The sequence below is a fragment of the Bradyrhizobium sp. SZCCHNS3002 genome, assembly GCF_032377435.1.
In the GTDB taxonomy this organism is placed as follows: Bacteria; Pseudomonadota; Alphaproteobacteria; order Rhizobiales; family Xanthobacteraceae; genus Bradyrhizobium.
Window position 1 is genome coordinate 291,360 of the sequence record NZ_JAUHHY010000009.1, and the last position, 16,769, is coordinate 308,128.

At 66.5% G+C, this 16,769-nt stretch carries 15 protein-coding genes; 6 read left to right on the top strand and 9 right to left on the bottom strand.

The genetic code is table 11. The features are described from left to right. Position 1 precedes the first annotated feature (1 nt). A complete protein-coding gene (locus tag QW845_RS20870) occupies positions 2-1,639 on the bottom strand; it encodes an ABC transporter substrate-binding protein (protein ID WP_315803414.1) in 1,638 nt (545 codons plus the stop codon). A 49-nt stretch (positions 1,640-1,688) separates the two neighbouring features. Then, a complete protein-coding gene (locus tag QW845_RS20875) occupies positions 1,689-2,510 on the bottom strand; it encodes a sugar phosphate isomerase/epimerase family protein (protein ID WP_315803415.1) in 822 nt (273 codons plus the stop codon). Between the two features lie 229 nt (positions 2,511-2,739). On the opposite strand from QW845_RS20875, the gene QW845_RS20880 reads away from it, so the two are divergent. Beyond that, positions 2,740-3,876 (top strand): hypothetical protein, encoded by a 1,137-nt coding sequence (locus QW845_RS20880; RefSeq protein WP_315803416.1) that lies wholly within the window; start codon positions 2,740-2,742, stop codon positions 3,874-3,876. A gap of 30 nt (positions 3,877-3,906) precedes the next feature. On the opposite strand, the gene QW845_RS20885 is transcribed toward QW845_RS20880, so the two are convergent. Both QW845_RS20885 and QW845_RS20890 read right to left on the bottom strand, forming a co-directional pair. Beyond that, on the bottom strand, positions 3,907-4,551 hold the full coding sequence (locus QW845_RS20885) for a PQQ-binding-like beta-propeller repeat protein (RefSeq protein WP_315803417.1): 645 nt from the start codon (positions 4,549-4,551) through the stop codon (positions 3,907-3,909). 32 nt (positions 4,552-4,583) lie between these two features. Then, positions 4,584-5,804, bottom strand: coding sequence for a helix-turn-helix domain-containing protein (locus QW845_RS20890; protein WP_315803418.1), 1,221 nt, complete (start codon positions 5,802-5,804; stop codon positions 4,584-4,586). 87 nt (positions 5,805-5,891) lie between these two features. Here QW845_RS20890 and QW845_RS20895 point away from each other — a divergent pair, with 87 nt between their 5' ends. Both QW845_RS20895 and QW845_RS20900 read left to right on the top strand, forming a co-directional pair. Continuing rightward, positions 5,892-6,653 carry a DUF899 domain-containing protein gene (locus tag QW845_RS20895; RefSeq protein ID WP_315803419.1) on the top strand — a complete coding sequence of 254 codons (762 nt, stop codon included), beginning with the start codon at positions 5,892-5,894 and terminating at the stop codon, positions 6,651-6,653. Between the two features lie 11 nt (positions 6,654-6,664). Next, positions 6,665-6,931, top strand: coding sequence for a hypothetical protein (locus QW845_RS20900; protein WP_315803420.1), 267 nt, complete (start codon positions 6,665-6,667; stop codon positions 6,929-6,931). Positions 6,932-7,247: 316 nt separating this feature from the next. Here QW845_RS20900 and QW845_RS20905 read toward each other — a convergent pair whose 3' ends face one another. The 5 genes from QW845_RS20905 to QW845_RS20925 all read right to left on the bottom strand — a co-directional run bounded on the left by QW845_RS20905 (position 7,248) and on the right by QW845_RS20925 (position 12,224). Further along, on the bottom strand, positions 7,248-8,033 hold the full coding sequence (locus tag QW845_RS20905; protein ID WP_315803421.1) for an ABC transporter ATP-binding protein: 786 nt from the start codon (positions 8,031-8,033) through the stop codon (positions 7,248-7,250). Then, positions 8,030-8,803, bottom strand: coding sequence for an ABC transporter permease (locus QW845_RS20910; protein ID WP_315803502.1), 774 nt, complete (start codon positions 8,801-8,803; stop codon positions 8,030-8,032). Before QW845_RS20910 ends, QW845_RS20905 begins: the two co-directional genes overlap by 4 nt. Positions 8,804-9,059: 256 nt before the next feature. Further along, a complete protein-coding gene (locus QW845_RS20915; protein WP_315803422.1) occupies positions 9,060-10,004 on the bottom strand; it encodes an ABC transporter substrate-binding protein in 945 nt (314 codons plus the stop codon). 127 nt (positions 10,005-10,131) lie between these two features. Beyond that, complete coding sequence (gene hutC, locus QW845_RS20920) at positions 10,132-10,869, bottom strand: histidine utilization repressor (protein ID WP_315803423.1); 738 nt, start codon at positions 10,867-10,869, stop codon at positions 10,132-10,134. Next, a complete protein-coding gene (locus tag QW845_RS20925) occupies positions 10,866-12,224 on the bottom strand; it encodes a formimidoylglutamate deiminase (RefSeq protein ID WP_315803424.1) in 1,359 nt (452 codons plus the stop codon). Before QW845_RS20925 ends, hutC begins: the two co-directional genes overlap by 4 nt. Positions 12,225-12,312: 88 nt before the next feature. On the opposite strand from QW845_RS20925, the gene hutI reads away from it, so the two are divergent. The 3 genes from hutI to hutU are packed head-to-tail and all read left to right on the top strand — an operon-like array spanning position 12,313 to position 16,751. Beyond that, positions 12,313-13,527 (top strand): imidazolonepropionase, encoded by a 1,215-nt coding sequence (gene hutI / locus QW845_RS20930; protein ID WP_315803425.1) that lies wholly within the window; start codon positions 12,313-12,315, stop codon positions 13,525-13,527. After that, complete coding sequence (hutH, locus tag QW845_RS20935; protein WP_315803426.1) at positions 13,524-15,071, top strand: histidine ammonia-lyase; 1,548 nt, start codon at positions 13,524-13,526, stop codon at positions 15,069-15,071. The genes hutI and hutH overlap by 4 nt, the downstream gene beginning before the upstream one ends. Before the next feature lie 9 nt (positions 15,072-15,080). Continuing rightward, positions 15,081-16,751, top strand: coding sequence for a urocanate hydratase (gene hutU / locus QW845_RS20940; protein WP_315803427.1), 1,671 nt, complete (start codon positions 15,081-15,083; stop codon positions 16,749-16,751). The last annotated feature ends 18 nt before the right edge of the window (positions 16,752-16,769 follow it).

A 16,769-nucleotide genomic window follows, 5' to 3' on the forward strand; every position in this document is an offset into this window, starting at 1 on the left:
GTCACGCTCCGTAGTTGCCGGTGCGGAAGTCCATCGCGAAGGCCGGCGAGGCCTTCCATTTGATCGACTTCGGCTTGGCGGTGAAGGTCGCGTTCTGGTGCAGCACCGTATAGGCGGGGTCCTCGCGCTCGGCGATCTCCAGCATGCGGCGGAACGCCTTCTTGCGCGCCTCGCGATCGGTCGAGGTTTCCAGGAACTCCGACAGCCGGTTGAGCTCGTCGTTGCTCCATTCGCCGACCTGCTGCTGCTGGCCGTTGGGGCCGTGCTGGGCGACCAGCGACGACACCGGATCGTTGAAGGCGGCCGAGTTCGACCAGTCGCGCACCGCGCGGGTCGGGCCGCGCTCCAGGATCTGCGACCAGTTCTCCTTGGTCTCGATCTGAACGTTGAGGCCGACCGCCTGCCACATCTCGACCAGCACCTGCGCGGTCGCGACCTGGTTGGTGTAGTAGTTGTTGAGCAGGCGATAGGGGATCGGGTCACCCTTGTAGCCGGCCTGCTTGAGCAGGTCCTGCGCCAGCTTCGGATCGAACGCCGGCACGCTCCAGTCGGCGATGAACATGTCGCCGTAGAACTCCCATTGCAGGCCCTTCGGCACCTGCGTGCGGCCGGCCCACAGGCTGTCGACGATGGCCTGGCGATCGATCGCATGGGTGAAGGCGCGGCGCACCAGGGGATTGGCGAGCTGCGGATGGTTCTTGTCGAACACGGTGAGACGGTGATTGAGGATGGTGCCGCCCTGGACCTCGAACGCCGCGTTCTTCTCGATGCCGGCGATCTGGTCCGGCGGGATGTCGCAGGCGAACTGGTATTCGCCGGACAGCAGGCCGTTGATGCGGCTCGCGACCTCCGGCACTTCCAGGAACCGGATGCGCTTCAGCGGCGGTCGGCCGCCCCAATATTCGTCATGAGCCTCGAGCGTCAGCGACACGTCGGGCTTGAATTCGACGATCTTGTAGGGACCGGTCGTGATCGGCTTGCGCGCCCAGTCGAGATAGCTCGCAGCCTCCTCCCAGCCGCGCCGGCTCATGATGTCGGAGCCGTAGCGCATCAGGCGGCCCTCGATGGTCACATCGGGCGTCGCGTTGACGAAGCGCACGGTGTATTTGTCGACGGCGTCGACGCGGACGAGGTCCGGCCACATCCGGCGCGCCACGCCGATCACGTCCGGCGGCAGCTCCTTGCCGGGGCGCGGCGTCGGGATCTTCTCGAACGCCTTGATGGTGGTGCGGCTCTTGGCTTCGCTGTCGCCGAACATGCGCTCGCGGCTGAACGAGAACACGACGTCCTCGGACGTCATCTCGTCGCCATTGTGGAACTTGACGCCCTGGCGCAGCTTCAGCTCGACGGTCTGGTCGTCGATGCGCTTCCACTCGGTGGCAAGGCCGGGGACGGCTTCGAGATTGCCGCGGAAGTTCTTCGAGATCAGGCTTTCCCACAGCGACGAGTAGAACACGCGCTCGCCGACATTGGACTGCTCGCGCAGCACGTCGAGCACGTTCGAGTTGGTCACCTTCTGTACGGCGATGGTGACCGAGGGACGGTTGTCGGCTTGCGCGATCGACACGCGCGGCAGGATGAAGCTGCCGCCGATCGCGGCGCCGGCGCCGAGCAGGCCGCGGCGGGTGAGCTTGGTCATGGCAATCTCTCTGTGGTCTGAGGTCGTCTGAAAGCGCGAACGTGGTGGCTTACTGAGCCAGCTCGAGCGAGGCGAGATACGCCGCGCCGGCCTTGACATGATCGTGGTTGCGCAGCTCGAGGATCAGGCGCGGATTGGAGGTGAGGCGGGCCAGCGCGCGAAACACCGCCACCCAGCGGATGTTGCCTTCACCGGGCGCCCAGTGGCGGTCGGCATAGCCATCGGTGTCCTGGAGATGCACGTGGGTCAGCATGTCGCCGGCGGCGTCGACGTAGTAGTCGACCGGCGGTGCGCCCGTCGAATGATGCGCGTAGTTGGCATGGCCGGTGTCGAGCGAGACGCGCACCTTGCTGCTGCCCAGCGCCTTCGCCAGGCCCACGCGATCGAGCGGATCCTTGTCCTCGATGTTCTCGATCACCAGCTCGCAATTGGCCTGTTCGGCGGAAGCGATCACATCGGAGAGCGTCGCCCTGACACGCTCGATCAGCGCCTCGCGGTTGTCCGGCAGCATGTCGATGTTGTTGTAGTCCCAGGTCGTGTAGGGCGAGTGGATCACCATCTGCGTGGCGCCGAGGAACTCGGCGACCTCGAGCCCCTGCAGCAGGCGCTTGGTGACGGCGCGGCGGATCATCGGATCGTGGCTAGCGATGGTGAAGCCCCAGAACGGCCCGTGGATGCCGAGCCGGCCGGTGTGGCCCGACAGCATCGACTTGATCTCCTTGGCGGTGCTGCGCCAGTCGCTGTCGAGCAGGTCCGCCCGGAAGAAGTCCTGGATTTCGAGATCGCGCTGGCGTTCGAGCAGCCAGTCGCGATGTGCGGGAATGGACTTGACGGAGAGGGCGGCGCCGAGCACCGGCAGCGTGGTAGTCATGTCGAGGAAACCCTTTCGAGGAAGCCCTTGGCCTGCGTGAGACCCGGCAAGCGCTAGCGGAGTTCGATGACGCTCCCATGAAGGGCTGTGGAGGACGGCCGCGACATGTTGTGCCCTGGCGGGCATGAAGCCGGTCAGCAGGTCAATCCCTGGGGTAGTCGCGCATTCGTCGCTGCTACTTGACGTAGCCGCGGGAATTGCAACAATGCGGCGAAAACGGGGAATTGGGATGACGGTACGGCGCGCGATCCTTGAAACGGGGCTTTTGCTCCTGGCGCTGGTGACAGCTGCATTGAACGAAGCTGCGCATGCGAAAGGGCCTTACGGCTCCGTCTCCGTGGCCGGCTGGTCGGGCGGCGCCTACACCGACGACAACACCGGGAAGTTCTCGAGCTGCATCGCATCCGCCAGCTACAAGAGCGGCATCAATTTCGGCGTTCTCGCGCTGCCGACCTACAACTGGGCTCTCGCCTTCATCCATCCTGGCTGGTCGCTCTCGCAGGGGCAGAAGTTTCCCATCGTGCTCAGCTTCGACGGGCGCAATTCCTACAATGTCGAGGGCTCGGTGTGGTCGGCCAACATGGTCGTCGTGCCGATGCCGAACGACTCCAGCCTGATCAAATCGTTCAGGGCGGCTCGGACGATGTCGGCCTTCGCGCAGGGCAACCTGTTCCAGTTCGATCTGAACGGCACGTCGGTGCTGCTGCCGTCGCTGGCGAATTGCGTGCGCATGATCAATGCCGGCGGATTGGCGGCAGCGACGAATTTCACGGTGCAGCCCGGTGCTCACTCGGCGCAGCGTCAGGCAGCTCCTGCCGGCGCCGCGCCCGCCGCAACCGCCAGCACGCAGCCGTCACGTGCCGCGGAGGATTCTCCCGAGCTGCAGTTGGAAGCGATGCAGATCGCCTCCAACTTCATCCTCAAGGCCTCGCTGTCGCATCCGGCCATTCTGGGCGGAGGCGAGCGGCCGGTGTGGCTGACATCGGGCGGGGTCGCCTGGAAGGCGGACAACGCCACCGGCTTCGTTCGGATCGTGCCGCCACAGCGCAATGTCGACGGCCTGGAAGTCGCTGCCACGATCATCGGCAACGACGCGCGCGACTGCAAGGGCAAGTTCATCTCGGCGCGCAACAGCGAGCTGGTCGACAGCGCCGTGGTGTTCCGCGGCATGTCCTCCTGCGAGGACAGCGAGAAGTCGGATATCGCCGAATACTTCATCTTCCCGCGCAAGGCCGGCGGCTTCGTGCTGTTCTCGGTGGTCACGCCCACCAGGCCGGTCGGTGGCGGCGGTGGCCAGCAGCTGCAGACGCGCGAGGAGGCCAACGCCAATTTCCGCAAGGCGGCCTACACCTCGATCGGCAAGTAGGCCACTTCCTGTCGCGGAGCCGTCAGCGGCTCACCCTCGCGCCCGCTTCGGCCGCCTGATCGCGCGCACCTTGCCGCTGTCGCCGCCGCCGCAATACAGGGTCTCTTCGCCGTCGGATTCCATGCCGGAGACGCCGGTGCCGGCGGGCATGTCGAGCTGGTCGAGCACCTCGCCGGTGGCGGGATCGATGCGCCTGATGTCGCTGACGTCGTCCTCCCAGGTGCCGTGCCAGAGCTCGCCGTCGACCCAGGTGACGCCGGTGACGAAGCGCGTGCACGGAATGCTGCGCAGGATCTTTCCGGTCGCAGGGTCGATCTGGTGGATCTTGCGATCGCGATAGGCGCCGACCCAGAGCGATCCCTCCGCCCAGGCAAGTCCGGAGTCGCCGCCACCCGAGGGCGCCGGGATGGTCGCGAGCACGCGGCCGTCGTCGGGATCGACCTTGTGAATGCGATCTTCCGCGATCTGATAGAGATGCCGGCCATCGAACGCCGTGCCGGCGTGAGAGGGGAGATCGATGGACGTCCGCACCGTGCCGTCAGCGGGATCGAACGCCTTGATGCTGCTGCCGGTCGCGATCCACACCTGCCGGCCGTCATAGCTGACGCCGTTGACGCGCTCGGCGCCGTCGAAGGGGCCGTACTCGCGAGTGATCTCCGCGGCTGCTCGTGTCATGTCTGCCATCCTCTGCTTCCGATGGACCCACGCTAGTCGAGCGACGACCACGCGGGGAGTAACAACGCCGTCGCGAATTCCGGCACGACCGGACAGGTCCAGCGTTGCGCGCGGCCGCGGCCGAACGACTGCACCTTCCCAGACGATGCGAGTTCGTCGAGGGCACGCTGCACCGTTCGCTGGCTTGCGCCCAGCGCCAGCGCGAGGCCGGAGCTCGACCAGGCCTCGCCATCGGCAAGGCAGGCGAGCACGGTGGCGTTGTCGTCCTCGATCGGCTGCGCCAGCACGACGACCTCGCGATCGTCACACGGCACCAGGGCGAAGCCGTCGCGCGTGGCATGGATCTCGGCGAGGCCTTGGAGCAACTGGCGCAGCCGTCCGATCTCGACGCGCAGGCGCGCGCGGTGCGACTCGTCGGCCTCCTTGCCGCGGAACGCATGCGCGATCAGCTCGGCCCGCGGCACGTCGTCGGGCGCTCCCTGGGCCAGTCGCCGGGCGAGTGCAAACAGCACCGGGCGCCGCGCCAGCGGCACGATCTGGCTCGCCTGGCGTACCGCCAGGCGGCAGGCATCGATGATCAGCCGGTCCGACCGCAACAGCCGCTCGACGTCGTCGAGCTGCAGCAGGCGTTCCTCGCCACGCCGGATCATCCGCGCCGCCGGTGCCGACAGCGCCGACGAGGCCCGCTCGATCTCCGCCCGGAGCTCGGGAATGCGGGCCTGCTGCGCCGACCGCGCGGCGCGTTCGAGCGCCGATCGCGCGGTCTTCGTTTGCAGCCGGCGCAAGGCCAGTCCGGCCACGATCAGTTCGTAGATCGTGCGGGCCGCCGGCAGCAGTGGCGAGGGATCGAGATCGGCGAGGCCACGCTCGGCGTCATCGAGGTGCCCGACCAGCACCATGCGCCTGATCTCGAGGCTGCGCGCATAGGCAGCGTTGGCGCGGTCGCCGTGCTGCTCCAGGGTCTCGCGCGCGGCCGCGAGCGACTTCGTCGGCCAGCCGAGGTCGCGCGCTGCAAGGGCGATCTCGGCCTCGGCGACGGCGCAGCGGGCGCGGGCCAGAACCGCCTTGGGACCGAAGCTTCGCGCGGCCTGCCGGAGCAGCGCCTTCGCGCGCCCGAAATCGCCAAGCCGCGCCATCGCGATGCCGCGCAGCGCCAGCGCCGGGGGATCATCGCGCAACGCGACCCGGTTCAATGCGCCGAGCGGATCGCCCGCGGCGAGCGCCTGCGCCGCCGCCGAGATCAGCGAGTCCATGCAAATCCCGCCATACTTGTCACTCCCGGTCGCTCTCCTGCCGATCCTAGTCTGAGCTGCGGTCAACACGCAAAAAGGATGACGACCATGACCATGCATATCACCGGAACGCGCGAAGATTGGTTGAAGGCCCGGCTCGACCTGCTGCAAGCCGAGAAGGAACTCACCCGCCGCAGCGACGAGGTGGCGGAACGCCGCCAGGCCCTGCCATGGGTGCGCGTCGACAAGGCCTATCGCTTCGACACCGAGGACGAGCCGGCGACGCTGCCAGACCTATTCAAGGGCCGCTCGCAGCTGCTCGTCTATCACTTCATGTTCGGCCCCGATTTCCAGGTCGGCTGCCCATCCTGCTCGATGATCGCCGATGGCTTCAACGGCTTCCAGGTCCATCTCGCCAATCACGACGTGATGCTGTGGGCGGTGTCGCGCGCACCATTGGCGAAACTGAAAGCCTACAAGGCGCGCATGGGCTGGAGCTTCCCCTGGGCGTCATCGGCGAGCAGCGACTTCAATTTCGACTTCAACGTCGCGATCACAGAGGAGCAGCAGCGCCAGGGCGGCAGCGAGTACAATTATCGCACCAGTCCCCCGCTCGGGGCGTCCGATGTGCCGGCGATGGTGGCGGAGATTGCCGCCGGCGCCGGGACCGACGGCGCGACCTTCATGCGCGACCGGCCGGGCATGAGCGCCTTCGTCCTCGAGGATGGTGTCGTCTATCACACCTATTCGAGCTATGCCCGCGGCCTCGACGGCCTCTGGGGCGCCTATCAATGGCTCGATCGCGCGCCCAAGGGGCGCAACGAGCAGGGCGTCTGGTGGCGGCGCCACGACGAATACGGCACACGCTAAGGAGCAGAGCCATGGCGTTCTTCCCGACCAGGATGCGCGTGATGCCCGACATCGCCAATGGTCTCCGCTACGCTGCGGCGCCGACCTTCGCGCTGATGGCGGTGCTGAACGCCATGGCCCGCGACGGCCGATCAGACGTGATCTGCTCGGCCATGCCGGCGGGTGCGCCGCTCGGCGACATGACCGTGATGTATCTCCTGATGAGCGCGTTCCATCTGGTGCCGTGGTTGAAGCGAATTGGAGGAAGCCTCCATAGGAATCGATGCGATGTGAGCTGATCGTCGACGCAGCAGTGAGCTATGCAGCTAAGAGTGTCCTTGCGGAGAGAGACCCTCACCCAAGCGAGTGTATGGATGAGCCGGCGATGCCCTCTCCCACAAGGGGCGAGGGCACTGCATTGTGCAGTCTTGCCGCGGCCCCAATTGGAACGCGTCGCTCGAGATCGCTTCAAGCGCGGTGGCCACTACTGCGCCCTCCCCTTGTGGGAGAGGGCATGTACGACAGAGCGGCAAACGCGCTTGGGTGGGGGTCTGTCTCCGCGATCCCGCTCGCAGAGGCGGCGCTGAGCGAGGCCACTTAGCTGGCGGCCACTTCTCACGCCTCCGCCGCCACCTTCAGCGCTTCCGCGCGAATTTCTTCCACCAGCCGCTCCTTGAGCGCTACGAATTCCGGCGAGGTCTTGACCTTGTAGGAGCGCGGATGCGGCAGCTCGATCTTGATGTCGGCCTTGATGCGGCCGGGCCGCGCGCTCATCACCAGCACGCGGCTGCCAAGGAAGATCGCCTCCTCGATGTCGTGGGTCACGAACAGCACCGTCTTCTGGTCGCGCTCCCAGATGCCGAGCAGCATCTCCTGCATCAGCACGCGCGTCTGGTTGTCGAGCGCACCGAACGGCTCGTCGAGCAGCAGGATCTTCGGATCATTGGCGAGCGCGCGGGCGATCGCGCAGCGCTGCTGCATGCCGCCGGAGAGCTGCTTGGGCCAGTGGTTCTCAAAACCCTTGAGGCCGATCTGCTGGATGAAGCGGTCGGCGATCGCGTTGCGTTCACTCTCCGGCACGCCGCGTTCGCGCAGGCCAAAGGCGATGTTTTCGCGCACGGTGAGCCAGGGAAACAGCGTGTAGGACTGGAACACCATGCCGCGATCGGCGCCGGGCCCTGTCACTTCACGGCCATCGAGCAGCACCTTGCCGCTGGTCGGATGATCGAGCCCGGCGACGATGCGCAGCAAGGTCGACTTGCCGCAGCCGGAGGGCCCCAGGATCGTGACGAAGTCGTTGTTGCCGATCGTGAGTTCGACCGGCTCCAGCGCGCGCGTCGGCGCATGTCCCTGGCGGGCCGGGAAGATGCGCGTGACGTTGTCGATGACGAGCGTGGTCATGCCAGCTTCCACGGGAACAGCCAGGCGTTGAACGCCTTGAATAGGAAGTCCGAGATCAGCCCGATCAGGCCGATGACGATGATGCCGAAGATGATCTGCCCGGTGTTGAGCAGCGCCTGGCTGTCGGTGATCATGTGGCCGATGCCGGAGGACGAGCCGATCAGCTCGGCGACGATGACGTAGGTCCAGGCCCAGCCCAGCACGAGCCGCAGGATCTCGGCGATCTCAGGGGCCGCTGACGGCAGCAGCACCCGGCCGATGATGCCGCGATCGCTGGCACCGAGCGTATAGGCGGCTTCGACGAGATCGCGCCGCGTGTTGCCGACGGTCACCGTGATCATCAGGATGATCTGGAACACCGAGCCGATGAAGATGATCAGCAGCTTCTGCAGTTCGCCGATGCCGGCCCACAGGATCAGCAGCGGAATGAAGGCCGATGCCGGCAGATAGCGGGCGAACGAGACGAACGGCTCCAGGAACGCCTCGACCGGCTTGTAGGCGCCCATGAGCAGGCCCAGCGGAATGGCGATCACGGCCGCTAGCACGAAGCCGCCGACGACGCGCCAGACCGTCATGCCGATATCGTAGAGGAAGCCGAACTTGACCAGCAGATCCCAGCCCTCGTGCAGCATGGTCAAGGGATCGGCCAGGAAGGTCTTCGGCACGTAGCCGCCGAACGTCGCCAACGCCCACGCCGCGACGAACACGACGAAAAAGGCGAGGCCGAGCGCTGTTCTGGACCGGGCGCTGACGGGATCGAGAGGACGGATCACGGATCGGGCTTTCGGGTTGGATGCGGCCCGCGAGGTGACGCGGGCTGCGGATGGTGACCTCGAATGAGTGGGCTCAGGGGGCGGCGCCAATGCTGCGCACGATGCATCAAGCTCGTCATTGCGAGGAGCGAAGCGACGAAGCAATCCAGGGTCTCACCCTGGGCCCAGGATTGCTTCCGCCTTCGCTCTACGAGCTTCGGCGGACACGTCGCTTCGCTCGCAATGACGAAGTCACCCAGATCGCGCTTCGAGTCTACTTGATGAAGCTCGCATCATAGAGATCCTCGATCTTCGGGATCTGCTTGATGATGCCGACCTCGAGCAGGAGCTCGGCCGCGTCCTTGTTGAAGGTCTTGAACTCGGTCTCGAAGAACTTCTGGCTCGCAGCCTTGTCCTGCCAGCGCAGATATTTGGCGGAATTGCCGAACTGATCGGCCGTCTGCTTCACATCGGCGCCCATGATCTCATAGGCCTTGGTCTGGTCCTTGGCGATCATGTCGAGCGCCTCGAAATAGCTGTCGGCGAGCGCCTTGGCGGCCTTCGGGTTCTCGGACAGGAATTTCGGCGTGCAGCCGAACGTGTCCATCACCATCGGATAGTCGAGCGTGGTGGCGATGATCTTGCCCTTGTCGGGGGCGGCGCGGACCGTCGAGAGATACGGCTCGTAGGTCATCGCGGCGTCGTTCTGGCCGGCGACGAAAGCCTGCGCGGCCGGGCCCGGCTCCATGTTGACGACGGTGACGTCCTTGATGCTCAGGCCGTTCTTCTTGAGCATCCAGGCCAGCCCGAAATAGGGCGAGGTGCCCGGCGCCGATGCTGCCACCGTCTTGCCCTTCAGGTCCTTGATCGAGGCGATGTCGTTGCGTACGGCCATGCCGTCGGCGCCGTAGCTCTTGTCGAGCTGGAAGATCTGCTTGGTGGCGACCCCGTTGGCGTTCCAGGAGATCCAGGTCTCGACCGTCGTCGCCGCGCACTGCACGTCGCCGGCGGCAATGGCGAGGTGGCGATCCTTCTGCGGGATCTTCTTGATGGTGACGTCGAGCCCGTTCTTCTTGAAGATGCCGGCCTCCTTCGCCAGCGTCAGCGGCGCGAAACCGGTCCAGCCGGAAATGCCGACGCCGACCTTGACGTCGTCGGCGTAGGCGGTCGTCGAGGCCAGGAGCGCGGCCGTTACTGCGAGAAGCCCTAGTCTGCGCATCGTCATCGTCCTTTGCTGTGAGAGGAAGCTTGTCGTGCGGCTCGCAGCCGTGATGGCTGCGATCTCCGCTTGTCTTTGCATGCGTGCTTGCAAATCCCGTGCTCAGATCGGGCGCGCATAAGCCGTCTCATTCGCTGCCCCTGAATCGTGCTACCAGGCGGTGCTGCTCGCCGGGATAGATCAGCCTGACAGCCGTGAGCGGCTGCCCCTTGCGCCAGGTGTGGCGCTCGATCACTAGGCAGGGTGCGCCGGTCGCGATGTCGAGACCTTCGGCAATTGTATCGTCGGCGACGATGGCGCTGATCGCGTGCTCAGCCTCGGTCCAGGGCACGTGATGCAGCAGCCATGAGCCTGGCGGATCGATCTTGAAGTCGGCCTTGGCTGCATCGGGCACCGCGTCGAGATCGATCAGGCGATCCTCGATTGCGAACGGGACGTTGTCGGCGCTGTGCCGGCAGCGGATCGCAATCACCTTGCACGGTTTCTTGACGCCGAGCCGCTCGCGATCGGCAGCATTGGCCGTGCGGCGGGTCGAGGAGATCAACTGATAGCCGTAGGCGCGGCCGAGCGCGCCGATCTCGGCGCGGATGTCGGGGATCTTCAGCACCGCCGACAGGAATTGCGGACGCCGCACGAACGTGCCGGCGCGACGTCGTCGCTCGATCAGGTCGGCCTGGGCGAGCTCTGAGAGCGCCTTGTTCACGGTCATGCGCGAGCAGCCGTAGCGCGCCATGATCTCGTGCTCGAACGGGATACGATGTCCGGGCGGCCATTCGCCGGTGAGGATGCGGCGCTCGATGTCCTGGCGGATCGTCTTGTAGAGCGTGCCGGCGCCCGGCTTGACGCGATCCTCGGCGAGGCTCATGCGAGCAGCCTCCGCACCGCCGTGTTGAAGCCGCGCCGGGCGGCCTCGCGCGAACGATGATGGCCGCCCTGGACGACCTTGGCGCCGCTCGCCCAGACACAGTCGATGGCGTCGTGCGATGTCGCGAAGATCCAGCCGTCGAGCAGCGCATCCTGCGTCCGCCCTGCGAGCGACGGATGCGACAGATCGAGCGTGACGATATCGGCACGGCCTCCGACCTGGAGCCCGGCGTTGGATTGCGCCAGCGCCTGAGCGCCGCCGGCGAGAGCGGCATCAAACAGCGTTCGGCCCGTCGACGCATGCGGGCCCGACGTCAGCACGTTGCGCTCGCGATGCGTCAGCCGCTGACCGTATTCGAGCTGGCGCAACTCGTCGCTGACGCCGACCAGCACGTTCGAGTCAGTGCCCACGCCAATGCGCCCGTGCGCGCGCAGATAGTCGCGCGCCGGGAAGATGCCGTCGCCGAGGCTGGCTTCGGTGATCGGGCAAAGGCCGGCCGTCGCGCCGCTCCGCGCGAGCGCCGCCGTTTCGTCGGCCGTCATGTGCGTGGCGTGGATCAGGCACCAGCGCGCATCGACGGTGTGGTGATCGAGCAGCCATTGCACCGGACGCCGGCTCGACCAGGCGAGGCATTCCTCGACCTCTTTGACCTGCTCGGCGGCATGGATGTGGATCGGGCCGCCGTCCGCGAGCGGCAGCAGCGCGCTCAACTCATCCGGCGCGACCGCGCGGAGGCTGTGCGGCGCGATGCCGAGATTGGCGCCGGGGAGCGCGCTGATCGCCTTGCGCGAGGCCGTCAGCAGCTTTGCGAACTGATCGACATCGCAGATGAAGCGCCGCTGGCCGTCATGCGGCGCCGCGCCGCCGAAGCCGCCATGCGCATAGAAGCTCGGCAGCAGCGTCAGGCCGATTCCGGATGTCTGGGCAGCCGCGGCGATGCGCACCGCCATCTCGGCGATATCGGCATAAGGCGTGCCGTCGCGATCGTGGTGCAGATAATGGAATTCGCCGACCCGCGTGAAGCCGCGCTCGAGCATCTCGACATAGAGCAGCGTCGCGACCGCCTCGACATCCTCGGGACGCATCGACAGCGCGAAGCGGTACATCGTCTCGCGCCACGTCCAGAACGTGTCGGTGGAATGTCCGCTGACCTCGGCAAGCCCGGCCATGCCGCGCTGGAACGCGTGGCTGTGCAGACTGGCGATGCCGGGGATCGCGACCTCGTGTTGCTCGTCTTCTGAGGTCGGAGGCACGCCCGCCGAGACCTGCGCGATCGCGCCGTTGCTGATGACGACCTGCACGTCCTCGGCCCAACCCGTGGGCAGAAGCGCGGATGCGAAGTGCAGTGACGCCATGTTTGATAAGCCCGCTGGACAGAACGGCGGAAGCGAGTTTATGTATAGACATATCGCCCGTCAAGCTTTCGTGAAGGTGGGAGGCAACATGGCCGAGCGTTTCGACCGGATCTGGCGCAATGCGCGGCTGGCAACGCTGCGCGAGAGCGCGGCTGGTCTTGGCGTGATCGAGCAGGGCGTGGTCGCTGCCCGCGACGGCCGCATCGTCTTTGCTGGTCCGCAATCGGATTTCCCGGCCGACGCTGACGCGCCTGAGCTGATCGAATGCGACGGCCGCTGGATCACGCCGGGCCTCGTCGACTGCCACACGCATCTTATTTACGGCGGCGACCGTGCTCACGAGTTCGAGTTGCGTCTGGCGGGCGCAAGCTATGAGGAGATCGCGCGGGCGGGCGGCGGCATCGTGTCCACCGTGGCCGCCACGCGCGCCGCGAGCGAAGAAGCGCTCATCGCCAGCGCGATGCCGCGGCTCGATGCGCTGATCGCCGAGGGCGTCACCACGATCGAGATCAAGTCCGGCTACGGCCTGGAGACCGCGACCGAGCTGCGGCAATTGTCTGCAGCCCGCGCGCTCGGTGGCAGGCGGCCCGTCTCCGTGCGCACCAGCTTTCTCGGCGCTCATGCGCTGCCGGTCGAAGCGGATGGCGACAGGGATCGCTATATCGATCTCGTCTGCAACGAGATGCTGCCGGCAGTCGCCAAGTCCGGGCTCGCTGATGCCGTCGATGCCTTCATGGAGACCATCGCCTTCTCAGCGGCGCAGGCGACGCGTGTCTTTGCCGCGGCCAAGATGCACGGTCTGCCGGTCAAGCTACATGCCGATCAGCTTTCCAATCTCGGGGGCGCGGCGCTTGCGGCCGAGTTCGGCGCGTTGTCGGCCGATCATCTCGAGCATACCGACGAGGCTGGCGCGGCCGCGATGGCCCGGAGCGGCACTGTCGCCGTGCTGCTGCCCGGCGCGTTCTATTTCATCCGCGAGACGCAGAAGCCGCCAGTCGATCTGTTCCGCAAGCACGGCGCGAAGCTCGCGCTCGCGACCGACTGCAATCCCGGCTCGTCGCCGCTGACATCCTTGTTGCTGGCCATGAACATGGCGGCGACGCTGTTCCGGATGACCGTCGACGAATGCATCGCCGGCGTGACGCGCGAAGGCGCGCGTGCCTTGGGCGTATTGGGCGAGACCGGCACGCTCGAAGCCGGCAAGCGGTGCGATCTGGCGATATGGGACATCGGCCGTCCTGCTGAACTCGTCTATCGCATGGGCTTCAATCCCCTTCATCAGCGCGTCTGGAGAGGGCGATGAGCACGATCGTTGCGGCGCCCGGCCGCGTCGGCCTCGACGACCTCGCGCACGTCTACGCGGGCGCGCCGCTTGCGCTCGATCCGTCCTATTGGCCGCGCGTTGACGCTGCCGCGGCCATCGTCGCCAAGGCGGCGCAGGGCGCCGAGCCGGTCTATGGTATCAACACCGGCTTCGGCAAACTCGCCTCGAAACGCATCCCGCCGGAGCAGACCGCACAGCTCCAGCGCAACCTGATCCTGTCGCATTGCTGTGGTGTCGGGCCCGCCACGCCAGAGCCGGTCGTGCGGCTGATGATAGCGCTTAAAATCATCTCGCTCGGCCGCGGCGCCTCTGGCGTGCGCCGCGAGATCATCGAGCAATTGCAGGCGATGCTGGCGCAGGGTGTGTGTCCGTTTGTGCCACAGCAGGGCTCGGTCGGTGCGTCCGGCGATCTCGCGCCGCTCGCGCATATGACGGCGGTCATGATCGGGGAAGGCCAGGCCTTTCTTGACGGCCGGCTGGTGCCCGGGCGCGAGGCGCTCGCGTGTGCCGGACTTGCGCCGCTCACGCTCGGACCGAAGGAAGGGCTCGCGCTCATCAACGGCACGCAGTTCTCGACGGCCTATGCGCTCGCCGGCCTTTTCCGCGCGCATGATCTGCTCGACGCGGCGCTGGTGACGGGCGCGCTGTCGGTCGATGCCGCGATGGCCTCGACCGCGCCGTTTCGTCCCGAGATCCAGGCGCTGCGCGGCCATCCCGGGCAGATCGCGGCTGGCCGCGTTCTGACCGTGCTGCTCGACGGCAGCGATATCCGCTTATCGCATCTCGAAGGCGACGAGCGCGTGCAGGATCCGTATTGCCTGCGGTGCCAGCCGCAGGTCGCCGGCGCGGCGCTCGATCTGCTCACCCAGGCGGCGCGCACGCTCGTCACTGAAGCCAACGCCGTCACCGACAATCCGCTGGTGCTGGTCGAGACCGGCGAGATCATCTCGGGCGGTAATTTCCACGCCGAGCCGGTGGCGTTTGCCGCCGATCAGATCGCGCTGGCGCTGTCCGAGCTCGGCGCGATCAGCGAGCGGCGCATCGCGACGCTGGTCGACCCCGCGCTGAATTTCGGCCTGCCGCCGTTCCTGACGCCGGAGCCCGGACTCAATTCCGGTTTCATGATCGCGGAGGTGACGGCGGCAGCGCTATTTGCCGAGAACAAGCAGCGTGCGCTGCCCTGCTCGATCGACTCCACGCCGACCAGTGCCAATCAGGAAGATCACGTCTCGATGGCCGCGCACGCGGCGCGGCGGCTGCACGACATGGCAGACAATCTCGCTGCGATCATCGGCATCGAGCTGCTCGTCGCCGCCCAAGGCATCGAGCTGCGAGCGCCGCACAGTACCAGCGCGGCGCTGTCTGCTGTCATTGCCGCGCTTCGCGCGCATGTGCCGGCGCTGGAGCACGACCGCTACATGGCCGACGATCTCGCCAAGGCCGCCGCGCTTGTCAGCGGCGGTGTGCTGGCCGGGGTTGCGACGCGTGCACTCGGACGCGATCCGTTCCCCAAGCTTGGATGAGAGGGACCCATGAACCGACGCCTGGACAATGAACGGGTGATCCGCGCGCCCCATGGCAGCGACATCAGCGCCAAGAGCTGGCTCACCGAAGCGCCGCTGCGCATGCTGATGAACAATCTCGATCCTGACGTGGCCGAGAAGCCCAGCGAACTGATCGTCTATGGCGGCATCGGCCGCGCCGCGCGCGACTGGGACAGCTTTGATCGCATCGTTGCCTCCTTGCGCAAGCTCGAAGCCGATCAGACGCTTGTCGTGCAGTCCGGCAAGCCGGTCGGCATCTTTCGTACGCACCCGGACGCGCCGCGCGTCCTGATCGCCAACTCCAACATCGTGCCGCATTGGGCGACGCTCGATCACTTCAACGCGCTCGATAAAATGGGCCTGATGATGTACGGCCAGATGACGGCCGGCTCCTGGATCTACATCGGCAGCCAGGGCATCGTGCAGGGTACCTACGAGACGTTCGTCGAGGTCGGCCGTCGCCACTATAAAGGCGATCTCGCCGGCAAATGGATTCTGACTGCTGGCCTTGGTGGCATGGGCGGCGCGCAGCCGCTGGCAGCCACGATGGCCGGTGCGTCGATGCTCGCCGTCGAATGCCAGCCGAGCCGCATCGAGATGCGGCTGCGCACCGGCTATCTCGATCGCCAGGCCGCGACGCTCGACGAGGCGCTGACACTGATGGCCGAGGCTGCCAGCACCAAGAAGGCGGTGTCCGTCGGCCTGCTTGGCAACGCCGCCGAGATCTTTCCGGAGCTGGTGCGCCGTGGCGTCCGTCCCGACATCGTCACCGATCAGACCAGCGCGCACGATCCGATCAACGGCTATCTGCCCAAGGGTTGGACGCTCGCCGAATGGGAGGCCAAGCGAGCGTCTAATCCCAAGGCGGTGGAGCAGGCGTCGAAGACGTCGATGGTCGGCCACGTCCAGGCCATGCTGGATTTTCACGCCATGGGCATTCCGACGCTCGACTATGGCAACAACATCCGCCAGATGGCGAAGGACATGGGCCTCGCCAACGCGTTCGATTTCCCCGGCTTCGTGCCGGCGTATATCCGTCCACTGTTCTGCCGCGGCATCGGCCCGTTCCGCTGGGCGGCGTTGTCGGGTGATCCCGAGGACATCTACAAGACCGACGCCAAGGTGAAGGAGCTGCTGCCCGACAACAAGCATCTCCACAATTGGCTCGACATGGCGAGGCAGCGCATCAAGTTCCAGGGGCTGCCGGCCCGGATCTGCTGGGTCGGGCTCGGCGATCGCCATCGCCTCGGCCTCGCCTTCAACGAGATGGTGGCCCGCGGCGAAGTGAAGGCGCCGGTCGTGATCGGCCGCGACCATCTCGACTCCGGCTCGGTGGCGAGCCCGAACCGCGAGACCGAGGCGATGCAGGACGGCTCGGACGCGGTGTCGGACTGGCCGCTGCTCAACGCGCTGCTCAATTGCGCCAGCGGCGCGACCTGGGTGTCGCTGCACCATGGCGGCGGCGTCGGCATCGGCTATTCGCAGCATGCCGGCATGGTGATCGTCGCCGACGGCACGGCCGACGCCGCGCGGCGGCTGGAGCGCGTGCTGTGGAACGATCCGGCCACCGGCGTGATGCGCCACGCCGATGCCGGCTATGAGGACGCGATCGCCTGCGCCGACGCCAATGGTCTCGATCTGCCGAGCCTCGCTCGTTGAAGCGCTGATGGGTTGAAG

What these genes read in the sequence shown, in the direction of transcription:
- QW845_RS20870 (WP_315803414.1), bottom strand. Translation starts at nt 1,639, where the DNA reads ATGACCAAGCTCACCCGCCGCGGCCTGCTCGGCGCCGGCGCCGCGATC.
- QW845_RS20875 (WP_315803415.1), bottom strand. Translation starts at nt 2,510, where the DNA reads ATGACTACCACGCTGCCGGTGCTCGGCGCCGCCCTCTCCGTCAAGTCC.
- QW845_RS20880 (WP_315803416.1), top strand. Translation starts at nt 2,740, where the DNA reads ATGACGGTACGGCGCGCGATCCTTGAAACGGGGCTTTTGCTCCTGGCG.
- QW845_RS20885 (WP_315803417.1), bottom strand. Translation starts at nt 4,551, where the DNA reads ATGACACGAGCAGCCGCGGAGATCACTCGCGAGTACGGCCCCTTCGAC.
- QW845_RS20890 (WP_315803418.1), bottom strand. Translation starts at nt 5,804, where the DNA reads ATGGACTCGCTGATCTCGGCGGCGGCGCAGGCGCTCGCCGCGGGCGAT.
- QW845_RS20895 (WP_315803419.1), top strand. Translation starts at nt 5,892, where the DNA reads ATGACCATGCATATCACCGGAACGCGCGAAGATTGGTTGAAGGCCCGG.
- QW845_RS20900 (WP_315803420.1), top strand. Translation starts at nt 6,665, where the DNA reads ATGGCGTTCTTCCCGACCAGGATGCGCGTGATGCCCGACATCGCCAAT.
- QW845_RS20905 (WP_315803421.1), bottom strand. Translation starts at nt 8,033, where the DNA reads ATGACCACGCTCGTCATCGACAACGTCACGCGCATCTTCCCGGCCCGC.
- QW845_RS20915 (WP_315803422.1), bottom strand. Translation starts at nt 10,004, where the DNA reads ATGCGCAGACTAGGGCTTCTCGCAGTAACGGCCGCGCTCCTGGCCTCG.
- hutC (WP_315803423.1), bottom strand. Translation starts at nt 10,869, where the DNA reads ATGAGCCTCGCCGAGGATCGCGTCAAGCCGGGCGCCGGCACGCTCTAC.
- QW845_RS20925 (WP_315803424.1), bottom strand. Translation starts at nt 12,224, where the DNA reads ATGGCGTCACTGCACTTCGCATCCGCGCTTCTGCCCACGGGTTGGGCC.
- hutI (WP_315803425.1), top strand. Translation starts at nt 12,313, where the DNA reads ATGGCCGAGCGTTTCGACCGGATCTGGCGCAATGCGCGGCTGGCAACG.
- hutH (WP_315803426.1), top strand. Translation starts at nt 13,524, where the DNA reads ATGAGCACGATCGTTGCGGCGCCCGGCCGCGTCGGCCTCGACGACCTC.
- hutU (WP_315803427.1), top strand. Translation starts at nt 15,081, where the DNA reads ATGAACCGACGCCTGGACAATGAACGGGTGATCCGCGCGCCCCATGGC.